Consider the following 25,208-nt stretch of genomic DNA (forward strand, 5'->3'; position numbering starts at 1 on the left):
TGCGGGTTCCCCTTCTCGTTCTTGTTATCCCGCCGGCTGGGCCAACGGCTTGGGGACGGCTGTCCGGACTACCGCACTCGGACCGCCGACCTCGGCACGCAGGTGCACAGTCGGGTTCCATCAGGTAATGCCTTTCGAGTCGGAGTATAGACAGGGACTTCGGCTGCGCAACGCGCCGCAGAAAATGGCTGAAGGCGCGTAAGCCTTGTCCTAAACGCCACGGCTGGCGCGGGCCACCAGTGGATGGCAAAGTGCTTTTATAGCGCGCCCGAATAACTGTGAAGCGATTATGACAATCCGGTCTTAGCAGTTCCTCAGGGCGAGCTAAGGTCTCTGCTTCACCTCGCAATCCATCGAACCGCCATGTCCTTTTCAGGAGCAGTCATGAACACCGCCGCACTGCGCGAAGTCATCCAGCGCGCCCTTGAGAACGAAGCTGCCTCAACGCAACTCAGCCAGATCCTCGAAACCCAGATTGCCAGCCTTCACCCCGCCATTCGCCTGCCGGCAGAAGACGCCCAAGGCGTGCTCACCCGCTTCATCGCTGCCTATGTGGAGCAGGTTCCGGACGTGCTGGACGCCGCCGCCACTGTCGCCCGCGAAGCCGGCATCGAGTCCCGCATCAAGCCGGTACTCAAGGTCGCCGAACAGTTCTTCCTGCAACCACCCGCCCTGATGGCCGGCCACGATGGCCTGGAAGGCCTGCTCGACGAGGCCTACCTGGCCCATCGCCTGGTGGAGGAAGTCAACGACCGCTACATCGTCCACTTCGGCCAGCCACTGATCCCGCTGGACACCACGGTGGCCAACCTGATCGCCCACCAATTGATCGGCGAACCCTTTGCCAACCAGTTGGACGAAGCCGTACATCACGCCGTGGACGGCCTGCTGGATGAGGACGTGTTCAGCCAACCCTCGGCCCAGGCCTATCGCCAGCAGCTGCACGACCCCAAGGTGGAAGAAGCGTGGAAACGCTGGCCGTGCATGTCCGAGCAACTGGGCGTCGGCCTGGAACTCAACCCAGGCCAGCGCGCGACAGGTTGAGCCGCAACTAGAGCATTACCCCACCCGGGCCAGACGACCTTCGAGCCGTCTGTTGAGCGCGCGCTGTTCGATCAGCAGGGCACCTCCCTGCTGACGCGCAGCGCGTCCCCAATCTTCCAGCAACTCCATGCACGCGTGATCGATGTAGCTCAGATGCTCCATCGGAACGTGCAGCCGCGTCGTCGGACTGACACTCTCCAGCACATGGGACAGACGTGGCACCTTGAGAAAAGTGGCCGCCCCCACCAGGCGCAGCTCGGCATGGCCGGGCTCGCCCTGGACCAGGCTGATCTTAAGGCGCGAGGCCTTCCACGCCAGCTTCGTCAACGTCAGGGCAAAGCCCAGCAGCACGCCGCTGAGAAGATCGACCGCGACGATGCCGATCGCTGTGGCGCCATGGATGAACATCGGCATGCGGCCATAGTGGCCGAGATTTCGCACCGCCTTCAGATCTACCAGCTTGAAACCAGTGTGCACCAGCACCGCCGCAAGTGCCGCCACCGGGATGCTTTGCAGCACTATTGGCAGCAATGCGACAAAGGCCAGCAACCAGACGCCATGCAGCACCGTGGACAGACGAGTGCGGGCGCCGGCCTGGACGTTGGCTGAGCTGCGCACGATCACACCTGTCATGGGCAGGGCACCCAACGCACCACATATCATGTTGCCGATGCCCTGGGCCGACAGCTCGCGATCGAGGTTGGAGCGTGGGCCGTTGTGCATGCGATCAACCGCGGCAGCGGACAACAGGGTTTCGGCACTGGCGATGAAGGCCAACACGAGTGCAGCCAGCAGCAACGATGGTTCGGCCAGGCGCATCAGGTCGACTGGCTGCACCCAGTCGATGGCGTCCGACAGCGTCGCGGGCACCTCCACACGACGCACTTCCAGTCCCAGCCACAAGCTGGTCAGGGTCGCGAAGGCCACGCCCACCAATGCACCGGGCAGGAAGCGCAGTCCCTGCGGACGCAGCTTCTCCCAAAGCAGGATAGAAACAATGGTGCCGAGACCGAGCAAAGCAGCGGCCAACCCGTCTCCGCTCCCCAGGCCGGGCAGGGCTTCACCCAAGGTCGCGGGGAAGGCCAGCAGATTTTCCAGCCCCGACGCCATGGGTTTGGCATCGAACATCACGTGAAGCTGAGACAACACGATTAGCACGCCGATACCGGCGAGCATGCCGTAGACCACCGCTGGCGCAGTGACACGAAACCAGCAGCCCAGCCGCAGGCTTCCGGCCACCAACTGGAACAGTCCGGCCAGCAGCAGGATTGGCCCAAGCATCGCAATGCCATGGCTGCGCACCAGCTCGAAGACCAGTACGGCCAGCCCGGCTGCCGGGCCACTGACCTGGAGCGGCGAGCCCGCCAGCCAACCCACCAGCAAACCACCGACGATGCCAGTGACCAGCCCCTTGGCCGGATGCATGCCGGAAGCGATGGCGATACCCATGCACAGGGGCAGGGCGACCAGAAAGACCACGAAGGACGCGAGGGCATCCCGTGGCAGAGAGGTTTTTAGTGACGCAAGGTTCATCGCGCGTTTCTCCTGCAGTTTCGGCGCATGAGTGAACTCGACACCGGGCGGAATGCGCGGCATCGGGCAGGCAGAAGGAAGGGTGTGATCGGCTCTCTGGCGGAGCCTGTTTCACCAGGTCTGGTAGCGAGCCTTGGGCGTCGCGATGGGGGGAGTGCTGTCGTCCAGCGGCCGGAACCGACCGAGCACGGCGTCATAGGCGCGAATAGCGCAATGCTCGATGTCGTAGACCCAGCCATGGATGAACAGCTGACCGCTGGCTACGCGTGCCGCTACCGAGGGATGGGTGCGCAGATGATCGAGTTGGGCCACCACGTTTTCTTCGGTCAGTACCGGCAATTGCTCATGGACCTGGCAATTGCAGCTCTCAGCCAGCATCGTGCGAGCCACCTCGGCGTGACGCAGCCACGCCTTGACCGTGGGCATACGCTCCAGTGCCTGCGGGTTCAGTACCGCTTTCATCGCCCCGCAGTCGGAATGGCCGCAGACGATGATGTGCTGTACGCCCAGGGCCATAACCGCATACTCGATGGCCGTGGAAACGCCGCCATTCATTTGGCCATAGGGCGGCACGACGTTACCGACATTGCGGGTGACGAAGAGGTCGCCGGGCGAACTCTGGGTGATCAGCTCAGGAACAATGCGCGAGTCGGCGCAGGTGATGAACATTGCCCTCGGGTTCTGCTGGTGGGCGAGCTTCCGAAACAGCGCTTGCTGTTGGGGAAAGACATCGCTGCGAAAGCGCATGAAGCCGTCGACCAGTGCACCGAGCGCAGCTTCGGCGCCCTCGGCTTCGCTGGATGCGCGGGCGCCTGGCGTGATCGTGCTTGTCGTATGGGTCATGGTTCCTCCTTAGGGTTCAGCTTGTTGCTCCGCACGGGCCACAGGCCCGGATGACCTGCCGAATAACGGCAGAATGCCATGTGACCAGCCGGTCACAGCGCATTCGACCCTAGCGGAAAAAACTTAATCGAAACTGAACGAGAGGCTCTGGAACGGGCATTCCAGACGAACGGGTAGTGGCCGGTTGCCACAGTTTTCGTGACAGTGACTGCTCACCCCCGGCGCGATCCGGCAGGAGCGGATTCATTCACCAGAAGGCTGCGGACGGGCCGGAAAAAAACAAAGGCGCCGCAAAAAAGGGCTGCATCAGCAGCCCCTTTTTCATCACTCCGCCAGGTAGCGCGGCCGCGGCGTGGCCATCGGCAGCGGACCGTCGCCGATGGGGCGGAAGCGGCCCTGCTCGGCGTCGTATGCCTTGATCACCGACGTCTCGATGTCATAGACCCAACCGTGGATGAACAACTGGCCGCTGGCCAGGCGCGCCGCCACCGAGGGGTGGGTGCGCAGGTGGTCGAGTTGGGCCACCACGTTCTCTTCGGTGAGCACTTCCAGGGTCTCGTGGTTGGCGCAGCCGCAGTTTTCCTGCACCACGATCTTCGCCACCTCGGCATGGCGCAGCCAGGCTTTTACGGTAGGCATGCGTTCCAGGGTCTGCGGGTCCAGCACCGCCTTCATGGCGCCGCAGTCGGAGTGGCCGCAGATGATGATGTGATGAACGCCAAGAGCCATCACCGCGAACTCGATCGCGGTGGAGACACCACCGTTCATCTGCCCATATGGCGGAACCACGTTGCCGACGTTACGGGTGACGAAGAGGTCGCCCGGGGAACTCTGGGTAATCAGTTCGGGGACGATGCGCGAGTCGGCGCAGGTGATGAACATGGCGCGCGGTTTCTGTTCATGCGCGAGCTTCTTGAACAGCTCTTCCTGTTGCGGGAAGACTTCATCGCGGAACCGCTGGAAGCCCTCGACTATGTTCCGCAGGGCCTCTTCGGCACTTTCACTGCCCAGCTTGTCGTGCTCGTTGCTCATGCTGCCAACCTCGGTCATCGTAGGAATTGTCTTTTATGCCGCTCATTATCTACTGATTGCCGGCATTTGAATTCCTACAGGACTGTTGTTACCACCCGCCGAGTCACACCTCAAAGTAACGACATTTGTCCACCGGGCGGACAGAAGCGCGAACAATCCAGTTCATAGTCGCGCCGGCGATTGAGTCCAAGCTTGCGAATGGCCACGGCGAAACGCTGGGCCAGCAGTTCCGCGAACGGGCCCTCGCCCTTGAAGCGGTGTCCGAAACGGCTGTCGTAGATTTCTCCGCCGCGGCACTGGCGGATGATGCTCATCACATGAGCCGCACGCTGCGGGTAGTGCGCTTCCAGCCACTCCTCGAAAAGTGGACCCACCTCCCTGGGTAGGCGCAGCAGCATGTAGTTCGCTTGCCTCGCTCCGGCGTCGCGCGCCGCTTCCAGCAGGCTCTCCAGCTCCATGTCGTTGATCATCGGGATCATCGGCGAGCAAAGCACACCCACCGGAATGCGGTTCTCGCCGAGCACACGGATCGCCCTCAGGCGTGCCGACGGAGCTGCAGCGCGGGGCTCCAGGGTGCGTTTCAGTTCGTCATCGAGGGTGGTCAGGCTGATCATCACCGCCACCAGGTTCTGTTCCGCCAACTCGGTTAGCAGGTCGAGGTCGCGCAGCACCAGCGAACCCTTGGTGACGATGGTCACCGGGTGGCGATAGCGCAGCAGCACTTCGAGGGTCTGGCGGGTGAGGCGATGTTCCCGCTCGATGGGCTGATAAGGGTCGGTGTTGGAGCCGAGGTTGATCGGGGCGCACTGGTAACCGGGTTTGGAGAGCTGTTGTTCGAGCAGGGCAATGGCGTTGGTCTTGGCGATCAGCCGGGTCTCGAAATCCAGCCCCGGCGACATGTCCCAATAAGCATGGCTGGGTCGGGCATAGCAGTAGATGCAGCCGTGCTCACAGCCGCGATAGGGATTCACCGAACGGTCGAACGGCAGGTCCGGCGACTGGTTGCGGGTGATGATGCTCTTCGCGGTTTCCAGCCTTACCTCGGTGGCGCGGCTGGGCGGTACTTCCTGGAACCAGCCGTCATCCATTACCACCGAGGTGGTCGGAGCGAAGCGATTGAAAGGGTTGCTGGCGGTACCACGGCCACGGGGAGGAAGGGGCGCTGGCATGGAAAGAACTCCGCAAACTGTATATTCATACAGTATATGCAGCTTTTTCCCACAACTAACCAGAATTCTGCCGGATGGCGAATCAAACGGAGTACTTGTGCAGGTTGGGCCGAGTTACGCGTGACCCAGCGTGCGAGGCCGATACCTGGGCGTTGGCTTCGCCGCGCTCAGTGCCAACCTACCCGAGGCGGACGCTGAGTCCGCCGTAGCCGTGCTGGCCGGCAGTCCCGCCCAGTTCGATGCGGCCCCGGGCGGCCAGCTCGCGGGCGCGCCAGAAGGAGAAGAAGTCGGTGGCGAAAAAGCCGTCATTGCCAGCCATGACTTCGGCCATCACCCGTGGCAACGGTTGCCATTCTGGGGTACAAGCGGCAAGCAGGATGGCATCCACCGCACGGTGGTCATCGCCGTGGAATTCGCCATCACGCCAGCGGCGAATATCGGCGTTGGCCGCCATGGCGGCGCGCCATTGCGCGGCGAGCTGCGCCTTGCGCCCGGCCTCGACCCTTTTCGGCAGGTGATAGGCACCCAGGGCGGCAGGTTCGATCATGCCTACAGCGCGACGCATGCGAACGCTGCTGTCGCCAGTGCCACAAGACACTTCCCAAAGCGGCAACTCGCTTTGCACCAGGGCAGCCGCCACGCGCGCCAGCAGGAGTTGCTCCGAGCAGCTGTCACCATGCCAGACGGTGACTGCCTGATCCTGCCGGGCAAGACCGGCGAGCCAGCTTGCATCGGCGCTGAGGTCCGGACCGAAGTCCGGCCGTGGCGTTACCGCGCTGGGCCAGACGTCCAGCCAGAACCCGGCGCGAGCGGAGCAAGGTGGCTGCTCGACATCGACCAGCGGCCCCACCGCCAGGTCGTCACGCAGGACGCGCACGCCCTTCGCGGCGTCCTCACCCAGCACTTGGGTAACGCCCACCGCCGCCACATCGCCACAAACCAGATGCCACATGCGCCCTCCTTGGCCTTCACATCAGTCGCCGGGTTTCTTCAGCTTCGGATTGGGGAAGAACTGCACCCCCTGCACCTTGGGATCAGCCACCTTGGGCTTGGGCTGATTGACCCGGGTACCGAGCTCCTTGGGCACCGACTGGCCCTGGGCGTTGAGGGTGTCGGCGTAGCCGCAGGCCACGCAATGGCGGTGAGGCACGCCGTCCTCGTCCCACATCTGGATCTTGTCCATTTCGCTGCACGCCGGGCACACGGCACCGGCGATGAAGCGCTTCGGGGTCGTGGTCATGCCGCGTCCTCCGACAGACCGCTGTGGCGCAGCAGGGCGTCGATGGACGGCTCGCGACCGCGGAAGTCGACGAACAGCACCATCGGCTCCTGGGAGCCACCTCGGGCCAGGATGGCATCGCGGAAGGCGCGGCCGGTGGCCGGGTTGAGAACACCTTCTTCCTCGAAGCGCGAGAAGGCATCGGCAGACAGCACTTCCGCCCACTTGTAGCTGTAGTAACCAGCCGCGTATCCGCCGGCGAAGATGTGCGCGAAGCTGTTGGCGAAGCGGTTGAACGCCGGCGGGCGCATGACCGCCACTTCGGAACGGATGGCCTCCAGCACCTCGAGCACACCCCGGCCATCGCCATGGGTCGCATGCAGTTCGAAGTCGAACAGCGAGAACTCCAGCTGACGCACCATCATCAGGCCGGACTGGAAGTTCTTCGCCGCGAGCATCTTATCCAGCAGGTCCTGAGGGAGCGGTTCGCCGGACTGATAGTGGCCGGAGATCAGCGCCAGGCCTTCCGGTTCCCAGCACCAGTTCTCCATGAACTGGCTCGGCAGCTCCACCGCGTCCCAGGCCACACCGTTGATGCCGGACGCGCCGGCATGCTCGACGCGGGTCAGCAGGTGATGCAGGCCGTGACCGAACTCGTGGAACAGGGTGGTGACTTCGTCGTGGGTCAGCAGGGCAGGTTTGTCGCCGACCGCCGGGGTGAAATTGCAGACCAGATTGGCCACCGGTGCGATCAGCTCGCCGCGGGTGTTGCGGCGCTTGTCGCGGGCGCCGTCCATCCAGGCACCACCGCGCTTGTTGGCGCGGGCGTAGAGGTCGAAGAAGAAACGGCCGACGTGCTGGCCGTTCTCACTGATCTCGAACAGGCGCACATCCGGGTGCCAGGTGTCGAAGCCGGACAGTTCCTTGATCTCGATGCCATAGAGCCTCTGTACGATGGCGAACAGACCCGACAGCACCTTGTCGATGGGGAAGTAGGCGCGCAGGGTTTCCTGGGAAATGCTGTAGCGCTGCTCTCGCAGTTTTTCGCTGAAGTAGCCCACGTCCCAGCTCTGCAGGTCGGCCACACCGCGCTCGGCGGCGAAGGCCTTGAGCTCTTCCAGATCCTGGGCGGCGAAAGGTTTGCTGCGCTTGGCCAGGTCACGGAGGAAGCCCAGCACCTGCGGGGTGGATTCGGCCATCTTGGTGGCCAGGCTCAAGTCGCTGAAGTGGGCGAAGCCGAGCAGGTGGGCCAGCTCCTGGCGCAGGTCGAGGATCTCGGCCATCACCGGGCCATTGTCGTTCTGTCCGGCATTCGGTCCCTGGTCGGAGGCTCGGGTGCTGTAGGCGGTGTACACCTCTTCGCGCAGGGCACGATCATCGGCGTAGGTCATCACCGCGTAGTAGCTGGGGAATTCCAGGGTGATCAGCCAGCCTTCCAGGCCCTTGGCCTCGGAGGCCTGCTTCATCTGCGCCTTGGCCGAATCGGTGAGACCGGCCAGGGCCGCTTCGTCGTGAACCTCTTTGGTCCAGGCCTGAGTGGCATCCAGCAGTTGGTTGGAGAAGCGGCTGCCCAGTTCGGACAGCTTCATCTGGATTTCGCCATAGCGCTGTTGCTTGTCCGCCGGCAGGTCGATACCGGACAGGCGGAAGTCGCGCAGGGCATGGTCGAGGATGGTCTTCTGCGCCACGTCGTAGCCGGCAGATTCAGGGCTGGCGGCCAGGGCCTCATAGGCCTGGAACAGTTCACGGTTCTGGCCGATCTCGGTCCAGTACTCGGACAGTTTGGGCAGGCAGGCCTCATAAGCGTTGCGCAATTCGGCGTTGTTGCACACGGCATTCAGGTGGCTCACCGGGCTCCAGGCACGGCCCAGGCGCTCGCCCAGCTCGTCCAGCGCCAGCACCAGGCCTTTCCAGGTGGGCGTGCCGTCCTGGCGCGCCAGCAGGTCGGCGATGGCGGCACGGTTGTCGGCAAGGATCTGGCCGACGGCCGGCTCGACATGTTCCGGACGAATGGTGGAGTAGGGCGGCAGGTCGAAGTCTTGCAGGAGGGGATTGCTCAGGGTCACGGCATTCACCTGTATTCAGGAAGGGGCGCGGGCTGGATGAGTAGACGAGACATAGCCCGGATGGGAGCCATCTTAATTACAATCGCCGGCTGACGCAGCCTCAGGAAAAGCTATGAACCCGATCAGAACCTACCAGGGCACTACCCCGCAGCTTGGCGAGCGGGTCTTCATCGACGCTTCCGCCGTGGTCATCGGCGACGTGCAGCTCGGTGACGACAGTTCAGTCTGGCCCATGGTGACCATTCGTGGCGACATGCACCGTATCCGCATCGGCGCGCGCACCAGCGTGCAGGATGGCAGCGTGCTGCACATCACCCACGCCGGCCCCTTCAATCCGGATGGCTATCCGCTGGAAATCGGCGAAGACGTAACCATCGGCCACAAGGCACTGCTGCACGGTTGCAAGGTCGGCAGCCGGGTACTGATCGGCATGGGCAGCATCGTCATGGACGGCGCGGTGATCGAGGATGACGTGGTGCTTGGCGCCGGCAGCCTGGTGCCGCCCGGCAAACGCCTGGAAAGCGGCTACCTATACGTTGGCAGCCCGGTGAAGCAGGCCCGCCCACTCACCGACAAGGAGAAAGCCTTCTTCACCTACAGTGCGGCGAACTACGTGAAGCTGAAGGACCTGCACATCGCCGAAGGCTACGGGGTCTGACGCGATGCACTATCAGAACATCCTCTTCGATCTCGACGGCACTCTCACCGATCCGCGCGAAGGCATCACCCGCTCGGTGCAATACGCGCTGGCCAAGCTCGATATCCATGAACCGGACCTGGTGAACCTGGAGCACTTCATCGGCCCGCCGCTGCTGCAGTGCTTCATGCAGACCTACAGCCTGACCGAGGAGCGCGCCTGGGATGCAGTCAATCACTACCGCGACCGTTTCAAGGTCACCGGGCTCTATGAGAACCGCGTATTCGACGGCATCGATGCGCTGCTCGGACGCCTGCGCGAACAGGGCCGCACCCTGTTCATCGCCACCAGCAAGCCAACCGTGTTCGCCCGCGAGATCGCCCGGCATTTCGGCTTCGACCGGCACTTCAGGCACATCTATGGCAGCGAACTGGATGGCACCCGCACCAACAAGGTGGAACTGATCGCGCACCTGCTGGAGGCAGAAGGCCTGGATCGTGCCGACACGCTGATGATCGGCGACCGCAAGCACGACCTGATCGGCGCCAGCCGCAATGGCCTGCATGGCGCGGGGGTGGGCTATGGCTTCGGCAGCCGCGAGGAGTTGATGGGAGAGGCTCCGGCTTACTACTTCGCAAGCCTGGACGAGTTGAGCCGGGCGTTTGGCTGAGGGTGGGGCACATCCTGTGGGAGTGATATCAATCGCGATGCAGGTCGAAGACCTGCCCAGCCGGATTTCCACGTAGGGCCGCTGCGCGGCCTTTCGCGAATGAGTTCGCTGCTACAAGGCAAACCGCAACAGATCAATCCCCGTTGCGCTGATAGATGATCTTCTTGGTGCCGTTCTCGCAGGTCCCGACCACCATGTTCTGGTCCTTCACTTCGGCGTTGGGGACGATTTCCAGGGTGTAGGTCGTCACCCCGGCGGCCTGGATCTTCACTTCGATTTCCTGCTTCAGCTCCTCGCAGGGCTTGGGCGCTGCCAGGGCGGTACCCACCAGCATGCCCAGCATCAGGACTACAGCAATTCTCTTCATCGCCTACTCCATTTCCTTGATGTCCTGGCCATTGGACTGAGGGCCATCCAGGCAAGTTCTAGCGGTTTGCCATCAGCCTTTCCAGTGCTTGCGTGCGCGCGTCCAGAGGCAGGTCGCCCAGTTCACGAGCACGTTGGTAAAACGCCGGCCAATTTCCTCCCGTCTCGCGGAACAGGGCCGCAAAGGCCGGTACCCACTGGTCATAGAGACCAAATGGCAACAGTTTGGCGTTGTTCATAGGGCCTTCCATCCACGCGTCGTAACGGTTGTAGCCGTCCCAGTCGCGGTCGCGCATGGCGCGGTAGTCACGACGCATGCGCTCGAATTCCTCGGCCTTGGCCATGCGCATGCGTTCGGCGGACAGAGCGCTGGCGTAGAGCTGCGCCAGTCGCTCGCGGGTATCCAGCACCAGGCGAGTGAGGGCGTCGCGGCGGTCGGAGGCGTCATCTGCCTCAACCGAAAGGCCGCGACTGGCACGCCACTGGTTCAGTCCTTCGCGCTCGACGAAGCTGGCGAAGGACTCGTTGAAGGCCGTGTCCCCCGGTACATAGAGCCGCTGGTGGGCCAATTCGTGGAAGATCAGCGCGGCCAGGCGGTCGTCACCCCAGCGCAACATGGTGTTGAGCAGCGGGTCGTCGAACCAGCCAAGAGTGGAGTACGCCTCTACACCTCCCACCCAGGTATCCAACCCTTGCTGCTTGAGCAGCGCCGCGGCGCCACGGGCGCGCCCCAACTGGTAGTAGCCGCGATAGGCGACACAGCCGGCGACAGGGAAGCAGTGGGTCTCGGGCTGGAGGGAGAACTCCGGCGTGGCGAACAGGTTCCAGACCACATAGGGCCGCTGGATATCGGCGTAGACGCGGTAGCTGCCGTTGTCCGGCAGCCCCAGCGAACTACTGGCAAAGGTCCGCGCTTCCTGGGTCAGGGCCAGGCGCTGGCGCAGCGCCTGCGACTGCGAGGTATCGTCGATCAGCGCCTGCACCGGTTGCCGGGCATACAGCAGCGCCATCTGTCCGCGGGCCAATTGGCTGTAGTAGTCGAGACTGGAACAACCGCTCAGCAGCAATATGCCCAACAGGGGAACCGAGGGGCGGCGGATGCGGTCAAGCAGTTCGATAAGAAGGGTGGTCGGCATGCCGCGACACTAGCGCATCAGAGCCACCCACCACTACTGGCCTGTTGGAGCCTTCCATGCGCCCTCTGCTGCTTTCCCTGCCGCTACTCAGTCTTGGCGGCTGCGCCATGCTCATGCCCAGCCACGACCCGAACCAAGCCTGGATTTCCCTGCAGAAGCAGGAAGGACAGCACATCCAGGCCAGCCGGGTGGACAACCAGACCCTGACTGACCCGCGCTTCTTCCAGGTCACCCCGGGCCGGCACGAACTGGAGGTCCGCCTGGAGTTCGAGGTGGGTGGCAAGGACATCGGCCAGGGCAGTTCCGGCTACCGACGCACCTGTCTGCTCAAGCTGGCCTACAGCGATTTCGCCGCGGGCGAACGTTACCAGCTCGAAGCCGGTGGAATCGGCTTCCGCCCTTGGGCGCGGCTGTATGACGAGCAGAGTCGAGAGGTTGCCAAGGCCCGGGAAAGTCGCTGCGGCGATGTCTGAAAACTCCGACATGGGGGTATGCTGAACGCACTCACCCCACAAGGAGCCTCGCCATGCGCACGCTGTTGGCCCTGACGCTGCTGGCCAGCCTCACCGCCTGCGCCAGCAAGCTGCCCGAGCCCGATCCGCGATTTGCCTGGATCGACATCGTTCCCGACCCCAGCGACACCCTCATGGCCAACCGCCTCGACGACAAGCGCTGGAACGACGGCCGCTATTACGAGGTAATGCCCGGCAGGCATGAGCTGGAGCTGCGCTATCAGTTCGAGGTGGGCGGCGCCGGTGGCGGATTCGGCATGAATGCCGAACCCTCTCGTATCACCTGCTACATGGAGCTGCACTACGACAACTTCGAAGCGGGCAAACGCTACCGCGTGGAAGCCCGTAACGCCGCCAACCAGCCGATGGCCTGGCTCTATGACGAAAACCGCAACGTGCTCGCGCGCCACGAGATATTCCCGCGTTGCGGCCCCTTCTAGGCAGAAAGGCGATCCACCCAGCCGAAGTCGCGTCATCAGCGGCCTCGCCCATCTGCATCAATCCCGCAGGCTAGCCAGGATGTCGAACGCCCGCAGTCGATGCTCGTGCTGGTAGAGGTCGCAGGTGAAGATCAGCTCATCGGCATCGGTCTGATCCAGCAGCACCTGCATTCGCGCACGGATTTTCTCCGGTCCGCCTACCATGGCCAGCGCCAGGAAGCTGCCGACTGCTTCCTTCTCGTGGGGTAGCCAGCGACCGGCCATGGTCTCCACCGGCGGACGCAGAACCAGGCTTTCGCCACGCATCAGGGCAAGAACCCGCTGGTAGACGGTGGTCGCGAGGAACTCCGCCTCTTCGTCGGTAGGTGCCGCCACCAGCGGCACGCCCAGCATCACATAGGGTTTGTCGAGCACGGCCGAGGGGCGGAAATGATTGCGATAGACGCGAATCGCTTCATGCATGTAGCGCGGCGCGAAATGCGAAGCGAAGGCATAGGGCAGTCCTTTCTGGCCCGCGAGCTGGGCGCTGAACAGGCTGGACCCGAGCAGCCAGATGGGCACATTGGTATCCACCCCCGGCATGGCAATCACCTTCTGGTCCGGCTGGCGCGGGCCGAATAGGGCCTCCAGTTCCTCGACATCCTGTGGGAAATCGTCGGCGTCGCCGAGACGGTCGCGGCGCAATGCTCGCGCGGTAAGATGGTCAGCCCCCGGAGCGCGTCCAAGGCCTAGTTCGATGCGGCCCGGATAAAGGCTGGCGAGGGTGCCGAACTGCTCGGCGACTACCAACGGCGCGTGATTGGGCAACATGATGCCGCCGGAGCCCAGGCGAATGTGCGAGGTGCCGCCGGCGAGATAGGCGAGCAGCACGGCGGTGGCCGAACTGGCGATGCCATCCATGTTGTGGTGCTCGGCCACCCAGAAGCGCGAGAAACCAAGACGCTCGACATGGCGCGCCAGCTCCAGGGAATTGTGCAAGGCCTGGGTGGCACCACCGTGATCACGGACAGGTGCCAGGTCGAGAACGGAAAGGGGCAGGTTGGTAAGGGCAGACATGGGCAAGACCTTGGCAGGGGACAGGCGTGAAGCCTAATCCGAGTGAATCAGTAGGTCTTACTCTAGGGATTGGCGTCCAACGCCGCTAGAAGGCACTTTTCGGTAACCAGGGCACCAGAAGGTAAGGATTGGGCCGGCATGCGCTGCCGGCCCGGGCAATGCGGGGCAATCAATTGCGCTGGTAGACGATCTCCTTGCTGCCACCTTCGCAGGTACCCACCACCTGCTTGCCTGCGGCGGCGCCCTTGTCGACGATTTCCAGGCTATAGGAGGCAACGCCCTTGGCCTTCAGCTTGGCGTCGATCTCGGCCTTGAGCTCCTCGCAGGGTTTCACCGCGGCGAAAGCCGAACCGGCCAGGGCGAACAGGCCAAGGCCCAACAGCAGTTTCTTCATGGGTAACGCTCCCTCGTGATGGATGATGGGCTCGCATGAGCCGTCCGCTCCCGCCAGGTTCCAAAGGCCAGGGGCGGACGCTCAGAGCCTAACCGAAATTCCCCACGGGAGGATGTGCGTCCCCTCGCGGCCCCATCCGGGAGCGGGTGCGGGGCTCAGCTGTCGCTGATGCGGAAGCCGATCTTCAGGGTCACCTGGAAGTGCGCGACCTTGCCATTCTCGATATGCCCACGGGTATCCACGACCTCGAACCAGTCCATGTTGCGAATGGTCCTCGAAGCTTCACCAATGGCGTTGGTGATCGCATCGTCGATGCTGGTGCGGGAGGAGCCGACTATCTCGATCTTCTTGTAGGTACGGTGATCAGACATGGTGTATCTCCTGTGCCGGGCACGAGTGGGTTCCCCAGCAAGGCTAGCCAAGAATGCCGCTATCGGCCCGCCAGCTCTTCACGCAGCCACAGGGCCAGTCGCTCCGCACGACGATCCAGTTGCCGTGCCGGCACCCAAAGAGCCAGGCGTGCCGGCGTTTCGACGAAGCCCCAAGGCGCCACCAGCCGGCCCGAGGCGAGTTCATCGGCGACCAGTTGCTGCGGGGCGATAGCCACCCCGAGCCCGGCCACTGCCGCCTCCAGCAGGTAATAGAGGTGTTCGAAGCCCTGGCCATGACGCAGGCGCCCCGCTTCCAGCCCCTGGGCGGCCGCCCATTGTGGCCAGGCCTGGGGCCGCGAGACCGTGTGCAGCAGGGCCTCATTCAGCAGCACCGCCGGCGCAGCCCCGACAAGCGCCTGGTGGCCCGCATAGCGCGGGCTCAGCACAGGACCGATGGATTCTGCCGCCAGTTCGAACACCCGCATGTCCGCTGGCCAGGGGGGCTCGGCGAAGCAGAGCGTGGCGTCGACCCCCGGACGGCGCGGGTCCAGCTCGCCCTCGCTGGCCGAGAGCTGCAGGCGCAGTTCAGGGAGCTCACGGTTGAGCCGATCCAGCCTTGGAATGAACCAGCGAGCCAGCAGGCTGCCCGGGCAGCCGAGAACGAAGGGCGCATCTTCGGCGCGTCGGGCGAGATCGACACAGACGCTGCGCAGGCGTTCGAAGGCCTCACCTGTGGCATCCCGCAGGCGCTGGCCGGAATCCGTGAGTTTTACGCCTCGCCCTTCCTTGCTGAACAGCGCAACGCCGAGTTCCTCCTCAAGCATCCGCACCTGGCGGCTCACCGCACCGTGGGTTACATGCAGCTCTTCGGCTGCGCGACTGATGCTCTGAAGGCGGGCAGCCGCTTCGAAGGCACGCAGAGCATTCAACGGAGGGAGGTCTCGGCTCATGATGATCCGTGAGTTTTACTAACAGGTTAAAGCAATCTAATCGCTTTTCCGCCGGCCAGCCAGCGGTAGAATGGCCGGCATCGGATACCACTCCCAGGAGTTCCACCATGACCTCATTGCGCAACGGCCCGGACGCCAAGGGCCTGTTCGGCGCCTTCGGCGGCCAGTATGTCGCCGAGACCCTGATGCCGCTGATCCACGACCTTGCCCGCGAGTACGAAAAGGCCAAGGTTGATCCGGAATTCCAGAAAGAGCTGGCCTACTTCCAGCGCGACTACGTCGGCCGCCCGAGCCCGTTGTACTTCGCCGAGCGTCTGACCGAGCACTTCGGCGGCGCGAAGATCTACCTCAAGCGCGAGGAGCTCAACCACACCGGCGCGCACAAGATCAACAACTGCATCGGCCAGATACTCCTGGCCCGGCGCATGGGCAAGAAGCGCATCATCGCTGAGACCGGCGCCGGCATGCACGGCGTGGCCACCGCCACCGTGGCCGCCCGCTTCGGCCTGCAATGCGTGATCTACATGGGCACCACCGACATCGATCGCCAGCAGGCCAACGTGTTCCGCATGAAGCTGCTCGGCGCCGAAGTAATCCCGGTCACCGCCGGCACCGGCACCCTGAAGGACGCGATGAACGAAGCCCTGCGTGACTGGGTGACCAACGTCGACAGCACCTTCTACCTGATCGGCACCGTTGCCGGCCCGCACCCTTACCCGGCCATGGTCCGCGACTTCCAGGCCGTGATCGGCAAGGAAACCCGCGAGCAGCTGGCCGAACAGGAAGGCCGCCTGCCCGACTCGCTGGTCGCCTGCATCGGCGGTGGTTCCAACGCCATGGGCCTGTTCCATCCCTTCCTCGATGACAAGAGTGTCGCGATCATCGGCGTCGAAGCCGCCGGCCACGGCATCGAGACCGGCAAGCATGCCGCCAGCCTGAACGGCGGCGTTCCAGGCGTGCTGCACGGCAACCGTACCTTCCTGCTGCAGGACGAGGACGGCCAGATCATCGACGCCCACTCGATCTCCGCCGGCCTGGACTACCCCGGCATCGGGCCGGAACACGCATGGCTGCATGACATCGGCCGCGTCGAGTACACCTCGATCACCGACCATGAAGCCCTGGAAGCCTTCCACCAATGCTGCCGCCTGGAAGGCATCATCCCGGCCCTGGAGAGTTCCCACGCCCTGGCTGAAGTGTTCAAGCGCGCGCCGAAACTGCCGAAGGACCACCTGATGGTGGTGAACCTGTCCGGCCGTGGCGACAAGGACATGCAGACCGTTATGCACCACATGCAACAGGAGCAGAAAGCATGAGCCGCCTGCAGACCCGCTTTGCCGAACTGAAGGAACAGAACCGCGCCGCCCTGGTGACCTTCGTCACCGCCGGCGACCCGAACTACGACGCATCCCTGGCGATCCTCAAGGGCCTGCCGGAGGCTGGCGCCGACGTCATCGAACTGGGCATGCCCTTCACCGACCCGATGGCCGACGGCCCGTCCATCCAGTTGGCCAACATCCGGGCCCTGGGTGCCAAGCAGAACCTCGCCAAGACCCTGCAGATGGTTCGCGAATTCCGCACCGGCGACCAGACCACTCCGCTGGTGCTGATGGGCTACTTCAACCCCATCCACTACTACGGCGTGGACCGTTTCATCGCCGACGCCAAGGAAGCCGGCGTGGACGGCCTGATCGTGGTCGACCTGCCGCCGGAACATAACGAAGACCTCTGCCACCCGGCCCAGGCCGCAGGCGTGGACTTCATCCGCCTGACCACCCCAACCACCGATGACAAGCGCCTGCCCGTCGTGCTCGAGGGCAGCTCCGGCTTCGTCTACTACGTGTCGGTGGCCGGCGTGACCGGCGCCGGCTCCGCGACCCTGGAACACGTACAGGAGGCGGTCACCCGCCTGCGTCGCCACACCGACCTGCCGGTAGCCATCGGCTTCGGTATCCGCACCGCCGAACACGCCGCGAGTATCGCCAGGCTGGCCGATGGCGTAGTGGTGGGCTCGGCCCTGGTGGACCAGATCGCCAATGCCGAATCTCCCGAGCAGGCCGTGAACGGCGTCCTGGGCCTGTGCAAGACCCTCGCCGAAGGTGTACGCGCCGCTCGCGCCTAATTCACACCCGCAACACAAGAAAGCCGCTGTCCCTCTGGGGAACAGCGGCTTTTTCGTGCAGTGGGGGCGAGAGCTGCTTTGCGGCCCTTTTCGAATGAGTTCGAACCCACAGGCAAGGCGTCAAAGCTCGTACTCGATCGCCCCATCCTCGAGGTCCGACAAATCCAGCGGCCGCATCGCGCCCATCCACATTGGGTAGTCGCGGTGATCGCGCAGATCGCTGCCGGTAATGGGATGCACCAGCACGGTTAGGCCGTCCCGGTGCAGCGCCAGCCAGGGGATCACCTCACCGAACAGCTCCGGCTTGAACGCCAGCTGGCAGCTCCAGTCCGGATGCGGTCCGACAGGCTTTTCATGCACGCGCCCCATCTTCAGCGGGAAGCGCCGCGCAGCTTCTTCGCAGAGCGCGCGAGCCTGGTCGAGGGTGCTGGCGTCGAAGTAGACGTGCGCGTGGAAACCCTTGATCCGGGGAGTAGGTGTCTGGGTCATATGGCGATTCCCTCCCGATGTTTGATGAGCTGGGCCTGGCGCGCCTCGTCGCCCAGCTCCTGCTGCAGCCAGTCGACGAAGCACTTCATCAGCTTCGCACGCCGTTTGCGTTCCGGCTGCACCAGGTAATAACCCAGGTCCGAGCGGACGCTGGTGTCCAGCACGGGTACCAACAGGCCCTGAGAGAGCAGGTCATCCACCAGGTAGCGCCAGCCGATGGCCACGCCCTGGCCGGCGATGGCAGCCTGGATCAACAAGGTGTAGTTGTCGAAGCGCAGCATTCCCGACCCCGGCGGCTGGGCGATGCCAAGCTCACGGAACAACGCGTTCCAGTCGAACCAGCGGGTGCGCACTTCAGGCTTGAGGTGCAGTAACGGCAATTCCGCGAGGGCCGACACCGGCAATGACTGGTCGCGTCCGGCCAGCAAGCGCGGGCTGGCGATGGGAAAGACCTCTTCGCGAAACAGCAGCAGCGCCTCGCCGTGCTTGAAGCGACCGTCGCCAAAGGCAATGGCAATGTCCACTTCCGAGCGCAGCATGTTCATGGTGCGGTCGCTGGTGACGATGCTGACATCGATCTCCGGGTTGGCCTCGTGGAAACGGTGCAAGCGCGGCATCAGCCAATAGGCGGCGAAGGCAAAGTCAGTGGCCACCTGCAGCACTTCATGCTGCGGCCGGGAGCCGATGGCTTCCAACCCGGCGCTGATGGCCTGCAAACCCTCCTGCACATGGAGGAACAGCAGCCGACCGGCGTCGGTGAGTTCGATGCCGCGGTAAACGCGGTCGAACAGGCGCGTTGCCAATTGTTTTTCCAGGCGCTGGATCTGCTGGCTCACCGCCGGCTGGGTGGTACCCAGCTCGACCGCAGCCGCGGTGAAGCTGAGGTGGCGAGCGGCGGATTCGAACACCCGCAACAGGTCCAGGGACAGCTCAGCCTGTAGTTCTGCCATAACGTTTGCTTATCCGAGTCATGCTTCGCTGTGCGCTTTACCGGGATGACTGCTGACGCAATCATCGTTCCACGCACTTTCGCATAATTCGACGGTATGGATAAGCGAACGATGAAACGTCCCAACATCCTCTTCATCATGGCCGACCAGATGGCTGCGCCGATGCTGCCTTTCTACGCTGCCTCCCCCATCAAGGTGCCGCACTTGTCGCGGCTCGCTGCCGAGGGTGTGGTGTTCGATTCGGCCTACTGCAACAGCCCGCTCTGCGCGCCCTCGCGCTTCACCCTGGTAAGCGGTCAGCTGCCGTCGAAGATCGGCGCCTACGACAACGCCGCCGACTTCCCAGCGGATGTACCGACCTACGCCCATTACCTGCGCCGCCTGGGTTACCGCACGGCGCTCTCCGGCAAGATGCACTTCTGCGGCCCGGACCAGTTGCACGGCTATGAGGAACGCCTGACCAGCGACATCTACCCGGCGGATTACGGTTGGGCAGTGAACTGGGACGAGCCCGACGTTCGCCCGAGCTGGTACCACAACATGTCCTCCGTGCTGCAGGCCGGGCCCTGCGTGCGCACCAACCAGCTGGATTTCGACGAGGAAGTGGTGTTCAAGGCGCGCCAATATCTGTACGACCATGCGCGCGAAGACACCGGACAGCCCTTCTGCCTGACCGTGTCCCTGACCCACCCCCACGATCCCTACACCATCCCGGTGGAGTATTGGGAACGCTACGAGGAGGCGGACATCCCGCAGCCCCGCGTGCACTTCACCGACGCCGAGCAGGACCCGCATAGCCAGCGCCTGCTCAAGGTCATCGACCTCTGGGACAAACCGCTGCCTGAGCAGAAGATTCGCGATGCGCGGCGTGCCTACTTCGGTGCCTGCAGCTACGTCGACGACCAGATCGGCGCCCTGCTGAAGACCCTGGCCGACTGCCGACTGGAGGAAGACACCATCGTCGTGTTCTCCGGCGACCACGGCGACATGCTTGGCGAGCGTGGCCTCTGGTACAAGATGCACTGGTTCGAAATGGCCGCCCGTGTGCCGCTGCTGGTCCACGCCCCCGGCCGCTTCCAGGCGCACAGGGTCAGCCAGTCAGTGTCCACGGTCGACCTGCTGCCCACCCTGGTCGAGTTGGCCGGAGGTGCGTTGGAGCGCGACCTGCCGCTCGACGGCCGCTCGCTACTACCACACCTGCAAGGCCTGGGTGGCCACGACGAGGTACTGGGCGAGTACATGGCCGAAGGCACCACCAGCCCGCTGATGATGATCCGTCGCGGCCCTTACAAATTCATCTACTCCGACAAGGACCCAATCCTGCTCTTCGATCTGGCGAACGATCCGCAGGAGCTGGAAAACCTGGCGACTTCGACGGACCACCAGACCCTGCTTGCGGCGTTCCTCGACGAGGCGAAGACTCGCTGGGACATCCCGGCCATCGCCGAAGCCACCCTGGCCAGCCAGCGCCGCCGCCGCTTCGTGGCCGACGCGCTGACCCACGGCAAGCTCGCTAGCTGGGACCACCAGCCTTTCGTCGACGCCAGCCAGCAGTACATGCGCAATCACATCGACCTGGACGACCTGGAGCGCCGCGCGCGCTTTCCCCAACCCTGACTCACTCTTGCGAGGAACCAAGGCATGAAGACGATCAATGCGGTACTTGCCGGCAGCGCGCTGCTGACCGGTTTGGCGTTCAACGTCCAGGCTGAGGACGCCAGCTGCGCGACGGTGAAGCTGGGCGATCCGGGCTGGAGCGATATCGCCGTGACCAACGGGGTGGCGCGTTTTCTTCTCGATGGACTGGGCTACCGCACGGAAACCCCGACCCTCGCCGTGCCGATCATCTTCGCTGGCCTGCACAAGGGCCAGATCGATGCCTTCCTTGGCAACTGGATGCCGGCGCAGCAGAGCAACTACGACAAGTTCGTCGCCGCCGGCAGCGTCGACAAGGTGGCGCAGAACCTCTCAGGCACCGAATACACCCTGGCGGTGCCGCGCTATGTCTATGACGCCGGCGTGAAAACGTTCGCCGACCTGGACAAGTTCGCCGACAAGTTCGACCACAAGCTCTATGGCATCGCTTCCGGCTCACCGGCCAACGTCTCGATCCAGCAGATGATCAAATCCGACGAGTTCGGCCTGGGTGACTGGAAGTTGGTGGAATCCAGCGAGCAGGCGATGCTGGTGCAGGTGGGGCGCGCGGTGAAGCGCCAGCAGTTCGTGGTCTTCCTCGGCTGGACTCCGCACCCGATGAACGTGCAGTACGACATGGTCTATCTCAAGGGCGGCGAGAAGTACTTCGGCGAGAGTGGCAGCGTGAACACCCTGGCGCGCAAGGGCTATGCCGAGCAGTGCCCGAACGTGGGCAAGCTGCTGACCAACCTGCAGTTCACCCAGGAAATGGAGAACGCCATCATGGATCAGGTGCTCAACGGCAGCAGCAACAACGATGCAGCGATCAAGGCCTGGCTCAAGTCCAACCCGCAGGTGATCGATGGCTGGCTGCAGGGAGTGACCACCCGCGAAGGCGGCAATGGGCTGGCGGCGGTGAAGGCGAAGCTTTGACGGATCGCCCCACAGGGGCAACTGCCTCCCTGTAGGGGCGAATTCATTCGCCAAGGATCGCGAAGCGGTCCCTCGACATTTTCTGGCAGACCTCCGGTCTGCTTGGCGAATGAATTCGCCCCTACAAGAGCCTGGCCGGACGTGAAACTCACCCACCTCCTCCCCTTCCTCACCTGGCTGCCCGCAATCCGTCCACGCGGCCTGGGTCGCGATGCGCTGGTCGGCCTGACCGGCGCCATCCTCGCTCTGCCGCAGTCCATCGCCTACGCACTCATCGCCGGACTACCCGCGGAGTACGGACTTTATGCCGCGGTGGTCCCGGTAATCGTCGCCTGTCTCTGGGGTTCTTCCCGGCACCTGATCTGCGGACCGACGGCGGCGATCTCGGTGGTGCTCTTCGCCAGCGTCAGCCCGCTGGCCCTGCCGGGAAGCCAGCAATACATCAGCCTGGTCCTGCTGCTGACCTTTCTCGCCGGTGCGTTCCAGTGGCTGGTTGGGTTCCTGCGCTTCGGTTCCCTGGCCAACTTCGTCTCCCAGTCGGTGGTGCTCGGCTTCACCCTGGGCGCAGCTCTGGTGATCGCCCTTGGCCAGATACCCAACCTGCTCGGCCTGGCCAACCTGGAGGGACGCGCCACCGCCTGGCAGAGCGCGCTGGACCTGGCCGGGCATGTACGCGAGGCGCACTGGCCATCGCTTTGGGTGGCCGTTTTTACCCTCGGGCTCTCGATCCTCGTGCGCAAGCTGTGGCCTCGCCTGCCGGCGCTGCTGATCGGCATCAGCGGCGGAAGTCTGCTGGTGCTGGCCATGCCGGTCACCTTCGCCAGCGTCGAGCTGGTGCATCCCTTCAGTGGCAGCCTGCCGCCGCTGGCCTCGATCCGCTTCGATGCCGAGGACGTGCTGCGCCTGCTGCCGTCTGCCGTGGCCTGCGGTCTGCTCGGCCTGGTCACCAGCCTGTCCATCTCCCGCGCACTGGCCAGCCAGTCGCGGCAGGTGCTGGATGCCAACCAGGAAACCCGCGGCCAAGGTCTGTCCAACCTGATCGGTGCCTGGTTTTCCGGCTATCTCTCGGCGGGCTCCTTCACACGCTCGGCGCTGAATCTCCAGGCCGGTGCACAGTCGCCGCTCGCCGGGGTGTTCTCCGCCCTCTGGGTGGCGCTGTTTGCATTGCTGGGTGCACGGCTGATCGCCCATATCCCGCTGCCCGCCATGGCGGCGAGCATCCTGCTGATCTGCTGGGGTCTGCTGGATGGGCGCGGTGTCCGCCAGCTGTGGCGCGTCAGCCGGGCGGAGTTCGCGGTGATGGCACTGACCTGCGCGGCCACGCTGCTGCTGGAACTGCAAACCGCCATCTACGCCGGTGTGCTGGCGTCACTCTTCTTCTACCTCAAGCGCACGTCGCAACCACGGGTGCTGCAAGCGCAGGAGGGGGATGCTGAGATTTTGCGCATCGAGGGATCGATCTTCTTTGGCGCCTGCCCCTATCTGCAGAAGCTGATCCAGCGCAGCCGCGCCGGGCGTCTGGTGCTGGATGCGCACCATGTGAATTTCATCGACTTCGCCGGGGTGAGCATGCTTCACGACGAAGCACGGCGACTGGGCGGGGAAGGGCGAAGCCTGGTGTTGCGCCGTGCCCGGCCGCAAGTGGAACGGGAGCTACGCAAGCTGGAAGGCGAGGGCAGCGGCCTGTTGATCGAGGGGTAGCAGGGCCGCGACCTTTACTGTGGGATCGAATTCATTCGCGAGAAAATTCGCTCCCACAAAGGGAGGGAAAGGCTCAAGCCTGCGCCAGTTGGCGACGCAGTTCGGCGAGTACCGGAGTGCTGTCGGGCAGCACGCCACGCCACAGCAGGAAGGCTTCGGCAGCCTGTTCCACCAGCATGCCCAGGCCGTCGAGCGTACGCGCGGCGCCATGCTCGGCGGCCCAGCGGTTGAAGGCAGTCATTTCCTTCCCGTACATCATGTCGTAGCAGACGGTGTGGCCAGGCTTGATCAGGCTCGGTGAAATTGGCGGCAGGTCGCCGGCGAGGCTGGCCGAGGTGCCGTTGATGATCAGGTCCACAGGCTCTTCCAGCCAGTCGAAGCCGCTGGCGGATACCGGCCCGAGCTCGGCGAACAGTTGGGCCAACGCCTCGGCCTTCTCCACGGTGCGGTTGGCAACTACCAAGGCAGCTGGTTTCTCGGCCAGCAACGGTTCGATCACGCCGCGCGCGGCGCCGCCAGCGCCAAGCAGGAGGATGCGCTTACCGGCCAGATCGAGCCCGGCGTTGCGGGTGAGGTCGCGCACCAGGCCTGCGCCATCGGTGTTGTCGCCGAGGAGGCTGCCGTCATCCAGCCGCTTCAGGGTGTTCACCGCGCCGGCGCGCTGGGCACGGGCGCTGAGGCTGCCGGCCAACTGGTAGGCCAGCTCCTTGAAGGGCACGGTGACGTTGCCGCCCTTGCCGGTTTCGAAGAACCGCCGTGCGCAACCGGTGAAGTCGTCCAGCGGCGCCAGCACGGCCTCGTAGGTGAGCGGCTGGCCGGTCTGCTCGGCGAACAGGCGGTGGATCAGCGGCGACTTGCTGTGGCCGATGGGGTTGCCAAAGACGCAGTAGCGATCAGTCACAGCCCTGCCTCCCCGAGCCAGTCGCGATCCTTGAGGAAATACTCGGTCAGGCGCGCTTCTTCAGTGCCCGGCTCCGGCTTCCAGTCGTAGCCCCAGCGCACATGCGGCGGCAGCGACATGAGGATGGACTCGGTACGACCGCCCGACTGCAGGCCAAACAGGGTGCCACGGTCGAACACCAGGTTGAACTCTACGTAGCGGCCACGACGGAAGGCCTGGAACTCACGCTGCTGTTCGGTGAAGGGGGTGTCCTTGCGCTTCTTCAGAATTGGCAGGTAGGCCTCCAGGTAGGCATCGCCGATGGCGCGCATGAAGGCGAAACTGGTATCGAAGTCCCACTGGTTCAGATCGTCGAAAAACAGACCACCGATACCGCGCGGCTCATTGCGATGCTTGAGGTGGAAGTAGCGATCGCACCATTCCTTGTAGCGCGGGTACACATCGGCACCGAAGGGCGCGCAGGCGTCGCGGGCAATCTGGTGCCAGAGCACGCAGTCTTCCTCGACGGCGTAGTAGGGAGTCAGGTCGAAGCCACCGCCAAACCACCATACCGGCTCTTCACCTTCCTTCTCGGCGCAGAAGAAGCGCACGTTGGCGTGGGAGGTGGGGATGTGGGGGTTTTCCGGGTGGATCACCAGGGACACGCCGAGGGCCTGGAAGCCACGGCCGGCCAGTTCCGGACGATGAGCACTGGCCGATGGCGGCAGGCTGGCTCCGAACACATGGGAGAAGTTCACACCGCCCTTTTCGATCAGTCCGCCGTTCTCGATTACCCGGGTACGGCCGCCGCCGCCAGCGGGACGGGTCCAGGCGTCCTCGATGAATTCAGCCTTGCCGTCCTCGGCCGCCAGCGCGGCGCAGATGCGGTCTTGCAAATCGAGCAGATAGGCCTTCACGGCCTCGATACGGTCAGTCACGTGGTCAACCCTGGCAGCGGTTAGGTGGCGGAAAAATGAGCAGGCAAGCATACCACCGCGCAAGGGCTGTCGTGGCTTGACGGGAATCAAGGCGAGGCGTTGGATGGGAGCTTTTCCGACCA

General features: G+C 64.0%; 27 protein-coding genes. 10 read left to right on the top strand and 17 right to left on the bottom strand.

What is annotated here, in order from left to right; genetic code table 11:
* Positions 1 to 384 precede the first annotated feature (384 nt).
* Entirely contained in the window at positions 385 to 1,044 is a 660-nt protein-coding gene (locus E8E75_RS23050; protein ID WP_120653786.1) for a hypothetical protein, read from the top strand.
* Positions 1,045 to 1,059: 15 nt separating this feature from the next.
* Here E8E75_RS23050 and E8E75_RS23055 read toward each other — a convergent pair whose 3' ends face one another.
* The 7 genes from E8E75_RS23055 to prlC form a co-directional block, all read right to left on the bottom strand.
* Positions 1,060 to 2,577 carry a SulP family inorganic anion transporter gene (locus E8E75_RS23055; RefSeq protein WP_153919357.1) on the bottom strand — a complete coding sequence of 506 codons (1,518 nt, stop codon included), beginning with the start codon at positions 2,575 to 2,577 and terminating at the stop codon, positions 1,060 to 1,062.
* A gap of 111 nt (positions 2,578 to 2,688) precedes the next feature.
* The gene (locus E8E75_RS23060; RefSeq protein WP_153919355.1) at positions 2,689 to 3,420 is read right to left on the bottom strand and encodes a carbonic anhydrase; all 732 of its coding nucleotides are present in this window, start codon (positions 3,418 to 3,420) and stop codon (positions 2,689 to 2,691) included.
* A 324-nt stretch (positions 3,421 to 3,744) separates the two neighbouring features.
* The gene (locus E8E75_RS23065) at positions 3,745 to 4,452 is read right to left on the bottom strand and encodes a carbonic anhydrase (RefSeq protein ID WP_120655314.1); all 708 of its coding nucleotides are present in this window, start codon (positions 4,450 to 4,452) and stop codon (positions 3,745 to 3,747) included.
* A 110-nt stretch (positions 4,453 to 4,562) separates the two neighbouring features.
* Positions 4,563 to 5,621 carry a PA0069 family radical SAM protein gene (locus E8E75_RS23070; protein ID WP_153919352.1) on the bottom strand — a complete coding sequence of 353 codons (1,059 nt, stop codon included), beginning with the start codon at positions 5,619 to 5,621 and terminating at the stop codon, positions 4,563 to 4,565.
* Between the two features lie 178 nt (positions 5,622 to 5,799).
* On the bottom strand, positions 5,800 to 6,573 hold the full coding sequence (locus tag E8E75_RS23075) for a DUF1835 domain-containing protein (RefSeq protein ID WP_120653790.1): 774 nt from the start codon (positions 6,571 to 6,573) through the stop codon (positions 5,800 to 5,802).
* A gap of 21 nt (positions 6,574 to 6,594) precedes the next feature.
* Positions 6,595 to 6,861, bottom strand: a complete 267-nt coding sequence (locus E8E75_RS23080; RefSeq protein WP_120653791.1) for a YheV family putative zinc ribbon protein — start codon at positions 6,859 to 6,861, stop codon at positions 6,595 to 6,597.
* A complete protein-coding gene (prlC, locus tag E8E75_RS23085) occupies positions 6,858 to 8,906 on the bottom strand; it encodes an oligopeptidase A (RefSeq protein WP_280359822.1) in 2,049 nt (682 codons plus the stop codon). Before prlC ends, E8E75_RS23080 begins: the two co-directional genes overlap by 4 nt.
* A 112-nt stretch (positions 8,907 to 9,018) precedes the next feature.
* On the opposite strand from prlC, the gene E8E75_RS23090 reads away from it, so the two are divergent.
* Both E8E75_RS23090 and E8E75_RS23095 read left to right on the top strand, forming a co-directional pair.
* A complete protein-coding gene (locus tag E8E75_RS23090) occupies positions 9,019 to 9,564 on the top strand; it encodes a gamma carbonic anhydrase family protein (protein WP_153919349.1) in 546 nt (181 codons plus the stop codon).
* Positions 9,565 to 9,568: 4 nt separating this feature from the next.
* Positions 9,569 to 10,213 (top strand): HAD family hydrolase, encoded by a 645-nt coding sequence (locus E8E75_RS23095; RefSeq protein ID WP_120653793.1) that lies wholly within the window; start codon positions 9,569 to 9,571, stop codon positions 10,211 to 10,213.
* Positions 10,214 to 10,346: 133 nt separating this feature from the next.
* Here the strand turns inward: E8E75_RS23095 and E8E75_RS23100 are convergent, their stop codons facing one another.
* A complete protein-coding gene (locus E8E75_RS23100; protein WP_120653794.1) occupies positions 10,347 to 10,580 on the bottom strand; it encodes a DUF1161 domain-containing protein in 234 nt (77 codons plus the stop codon).
* 58 nt (positions 10,581 to 10,638) lie between these two features.
* Positions 10,639 to 11,715, bottom strand: a complete 1,077-nt coding sequence (locus tag E8E75_RS23105; RefSeq protein ID WP_153919346.1) for an aminopeptidase — start codon at positions 11,713 to 11,715, stop codon at positions 10,639 to 10,641.
* A 56-nt stretch (positions 11,716 to 11,771) separates the two neighbouring features.
* Between E8E75_RS23105 and E8E75_RS23110 the strand changes: the two genes are divergently transcribed.
* Both E8E75_RS23110 and E8E75_RS23115 read left to right on the top strand, forming a co-directional pair.
* Positions 11,772 to 12,188, top strand: a complete 417-nt coding sequence (locus tag E8E75_RS23110; RefSeq protein ID WP_120653796.1) for a hypothetical protein — start codon at positions 11,772 to 11,774, stop codon at positions 12,186 to 12,188.
* A 53-nt stretch (positions 12,189 to 12,241) separates the two neighbouring features.
* Positions 12,242 to 12,667 carry a hypothetical protein gene (locus tag E8E75_RS23115; RefSeq protein WP_153919343.1) on the top strand — a complete coding sequence of 142 codons (426 nt, stop codon included), beginning with the start codon at positions 12,242 to 12,244 and terminating at the stop codon, positions 12,665 to 12,667.
* 57 nt (positions 12,668 to 12,724) lie between these two features.
* On the opposite strand, the gene E8E75_RS23120 is transcribed toward E8E75_RS23115, so the two are convergent.
* The 4 genes from E8E75_RS23120 to E8E75_RS23135 all read right to left on the bottom strand — a co-directional run bounded on the left by E8E75_RS23120 (position 12,725) and on the right by E8E75_RS23135 (position 15,438).
* A complete protein-coding gene (locus E8E75_RS23120; protein WP_120653798.1) occupies positions 12,725 to 13,723 on the bottom strand; it encodes an LLM class flavin-dependent oxidoreductase in 999 nt (332 codons plus the stop codon).
* A gap of 169 nt (positions 13,724 to 13,892) precedes the next feature.
* The gene (locus E8E75_RS23125) at positions 13,893 to 14,117 is read right to left on the bottom strand and encodes a DUF1161 domain-containing protein (protein WP_120653799.1); all 225 of its coding nucleotides are present in this window, start codon (positions 14,115 to 14,117) and stop codon (positions 13,893 to 13,895) included.
* Positions 14,118 to 14,272: 155 nt separating this feature from the next.
* Positions 14,273 to 14,488, bottom strand: a complete 216-nt coding sequence (locus tag E8E75_RS23130; RefSeq protein ID WP_120653800.1) for a dodecin — start codon at positions 14,486 to 14,488, stop codon at positions 14,273 to 14,275.
* A 59-nt stretch (positions 14,489 to 14,547) separates the two neighbouring features.
* Entirely contained in the window at positions 14,548 to 15,438 is an 891-nt protein-coding gene (locus tag E8E75_RS23135; protein WP_120653801.1) for a LysR family transcriptional regulator, read from the bottom strand.
* A 107-nt stretch (positions 15,439 to 15,545) separates the two neighbouring features.
* Here E8E75_RS23135 and trpB point away from each other — a divergent pair, with 107 nt between their 5' ends.
* Positions 15,546 to 16,754 carry a tryptophan synthase subunit beta gene (gene trpB, locus E8E75_RS23140; protein WP_153919341.1) on the top strand — a complete coding sequence of 403 codons (1,209 nt, stop codon included), beginning with the start codon at positions 15,546 to 15,548 and terminating at the stop codon, positions 16,752 to 16,754.
* The gene (gene trpA / locus E8E75_RS23145; protein ID WP_153919338.1) at positions 16,751 to 17,560 is read left to right on the top strand and encodes a tryptophan synthase subunit alpha; all 810 of its coding nucleotides are present in this window, start codon (positions 16,751 to 16,753) and stop codon (positions 17,558 to 17,560) included. Before trpB ends, trpA begins: the two co-directional genes overlap by 4 nt.
* A gap of 120 nt (positions 17,561 to 17,680) precedes the next feature.
* On the opposite strand, the gene E8E75_RS23150 is transcribed toward trpA, so the two are convergent.
* Together E8E75_RS23150 and E8E75_RS23155 are read right to left on the bottom strand one after the other, a co-directional pair.
* Positions 17,681 to 18,049: a DOPA 4,5-dioxygenase family protein gene (locus E8E75_RS23150; RefSeq protein ID WP_120653804.1), complete on the bottom strand. Its 369-nt coding sequence runs from the start codon at positions 18,047 to 18,049 to the stop codon at positions 17,681 to 17,683.
* Positions 18,046 to 18,999 (bottom strand): LysR family transcriptional regulator, encoded by a 954-nt coding sequence (locus E8E75_RS23155; protein WP_280359823.1) that lies wholly within the window; start codon positions 18,997 to 18,999, stop codon positions 18,046 to 18,048. Before E8E75_RS23155 ends, E8E75_RS23150 begins: the two co-directional genes overlap by 4 nt.
* 111 nt (positions 19,000 to 19,110) lie before the next feature.
* On the opposite strand from E8E75_RS23155, the gene betC reads away from it, so the two are divergent.
* The 3 genes from betC (at position 19,111) to E8E75_RS23170 (ending at position 23,268) form a co-directional block, all read left to right on the top strand.
* A complete protein-coding gene (gene betC / locus E8E75_RS23160) occupies positions 19,111 to 20,616 on the top strand; it encodes a choline-sulfatase (RefSeq protein WP_120653806.1) in 1,506 nt (501 codons plus the stop codon).
* Positions 20,617 to 20,640: 24 nt separating this feature from the next.
* Positions 20,641 to 21,567, top strand: coding sequence for a choline ABC transporter substrate-binding protein (gene choX, locus E8E75_RS23165; protein ID WP_120653807.1), 927 nt, complete (start codon positions 20,641 to 20,643; stop codon positions 21,565 to 21,567).
* Between the two features lie 141 nt (positions 21,568 to 21,708).
* Positions 21,709 to 23,268, top strand: a complete 1,560-nt coding sequence (locus E8E75_RS23170; RefSeq protein WP_280359824.1) for a SulP family inorganic anion transporter — start codon at positions 21,709 to 21,711, stop codon at positions 23,266 to 23,268.
* 73 nt (positions 23,269 to 23,341) lie between these two features.
* On the opposite strand, the gene aroE is transcribed toward E8E75_RS23170, so the two are convergent.
* Both aroE and hemF read right to left on the bottom strand, forming a co-directional pair.
* On the bottom strand, positions 23,342 to 24,169 hold the full coding sequence (gene aroE / locus E8E75_RS23175; RefSeq protein WP_280359826.1) for a shikimate dehydrogenase: 828 nt from the start codon (positions 24,167 to 24,169) through the stop codon (positions 23,342 to 23,344).
* On the bottom strand, positions 24,166 to 25,086 hold the full coding sequence (gene hemF, locus E8E75_RS23180; protein ID WP_120653810.1) for an oxygen-dependent coproporphyrinogen oxidase: 921 nt from the start codon (positions 25,084 to 25,086) through the stop codon (positions 24,166 to 24,168). The genes aroE and hemF overlap by 4 nt, the downstream gene beginning before the upstream one ends.
* Between the last annotated feature and the right edge of the window lie 122 nt (positions 25,087 to 25,208).

This window comes from Pseudomonas sp. BN606 (assembly GCF_029873115.1).
In the GTDB taxonomy this organism is placed as follows: Bacteria; Pseudomonadota; Gammaproteobacteria; order Pseudomonadales; family Pseudomonadaceae; genus Metapseudomonas.

What these genes read in the sequence shown, in the direction of transcription:
- E8E75_RS23050 (WP_120653786.1), top strand. Translation starts at nt 385, where the DNA reads ATGAACACCGCCGCACTGCGCGAAGTCATCCAGCGCGCCCTTGAGAAC.
- E8E75_RS23055 (WP_153919357.1), bottom strand. Translation starts at nt 2,577, where the DNA reads ATGAACCTTGCGTCACTAAAAACCTCTCTGCCACGGGATGCCCTCGCG.
- E8E75_RS23060 (WP_153919355.1), bottom strand. Translation starts at nt 3,420, where the DNA reads ATGACCCATACGACAAGCACGATCACGCCAGGCGCCCGCGCATCCAGC.
- E8E75_RS23065 (WP_120655314.1), bottom strand. Translation starts at nt 4,452, where the DNA reads ATGAGCAACGAGCACGACAAGCTGGGCAGTGAAAGTGCCGAAGAGGCC.
- E8E75_RS23070 (WP_153919352.1), bottom strand. Translation starts at nt 5,621, where the DNA reads ATGCCAGCGCCCCTTCCTCCCCGTGGCCGTGGTACCGCCAGCAACCCT.
- E8E75_RS23075 (WP_120653790.1), bottom strand. Translation starts at nt 6,573, where the DNA reads ATGTGGCATCTGGTTTGTGGCGATGTGGCGGCGGTGGGCGTTACCCAA.
- E8E75_RS23080 (WP_120653791.1), bottom strand. Translation starts at nt 6,861, where the DNA reads ATGACCACGACCCCGAAGCGCTTCATCGCCGGTGCCGTGTGCCCGGCG.
- E8E75_RS23090 (WP_153919349.1), top strand. Translation starts at nt 9,019, where the DNA reads ATGAACCCGATCAGAACCTACCAGGGCACTACCCCGCAGCTTGGCGAG.
- E8E75_RS23095 (WP_120653793.1), top strand. Translation starts at nt 9,569, where the DNA reads ATGCACTATCAGAACATCCTCTTCGATCTCGACGGCACTCTCACCGAT.
- E8E75_RS23100 (WP_120653794.1), bottom strand. Translation starts at nt 10,580, where the DNA reads ATGAAGAGAATTGCTGTAGTCCTGATGCTGGGCATGCTGGTGGGTACC.
- E8E75_RS23105 (WP_153919346.1), bottom strand. Translation starts at nt 11,715, where the DNA reads ATGCCGACCACCCTTCTTATCGAACTGCTTGACCGCATCCGCCGCCCC.
- E8E75_RS23110 (WP_120653796.1), top strand. Translation starts at nt 11,772, where the DNA reads ATGCGCCCTCTGCTGCTTTCCCTGCCGCTACTCAGTCTTGGCGGCTGC.
- E8E75_RS23115 (WP_153919343.1), top strand. Translation starts at nt 12,242, where the DNA reads ATGCGCACGCTGTTGGCCCTGACGCTGCTGGCCAGCCTCACCGCCTGC.
- E8E75_RS23120 (WP_120653798.1), bottom strand. Translation starts at nt 13,723, where the DNA reads ATGTCTGCCCTTACCAACCTGCCCCTTTCCGTTCTCGACCTGGCACCT.
- E8E75_RS23125 (WP_120653799.1), bottom strand. Translation starts at nt 14,117, where the DNA reads ATGAAGAAACTGCTGTTGGGCCTTGGCCTGTTCGCCCTGGCCGGTTCG.
- E8E75_RS23130 (WP_120653800.1), bottom strand. Translation starts at nt 14,488, where the DNA reads ATGTCTGATCACCGTACCTACAAGAAGATCGAGATAGTCGGCTCCTCC.
- E8E75_RS23135 (WP_120653801.1), bottom strand. Translation starts at nt 15,438, where the DNA reads ATGAGCCGAGACCTCCCTCCGTTGAATGCTCTGCGTGCCTTCGAAGCG.
- trpB (WP_153919341.1), top strand. Translation starts at nt 15,546, where the DNA reads ATGACCTCATTGCGCAACGGCCCGGACGCCAAGGGCCTGTTCGGCGCC.
- trpA (WP_153919338.1), top strand. Translation starts at nt 16,751, where the DNA reads ATGAGCCGCCTGCAGACCCGCTTTGCCGAACTGAAGGAACAGAACCGC.
- E8E75_RS23150 (WP_120653804.1), bottom strand. Translation starts at nt 18,049, where the DNA reads ATGACCCAGACACCTACTCCCCGGATCAAGGGTTTCCACGCGCACGTC.
- E8E75_RS23155 (WP_280359823.1), bottom strand. Translation starts at nt 18,999, where the DNA reads ATGGCAGAACTACAGGCTGAGCTGTCCCTGGACCTGTTGCGGGTGTTC.
- betC (WP_120653806.1), top strand. Translation starts at nt 19,111, where the DNA reads ATGAAACGTCCCAACATCCTCTTCATCATGGCCGACCAGATGGCTGCG.
- choX (WP_120653807.1), top strand. Translation starts at nt 20,641, where the DNA reads ATGAAGACGATCAATGCGGTACTTGCCGGCAGCGCGCTGCTGACCGGT.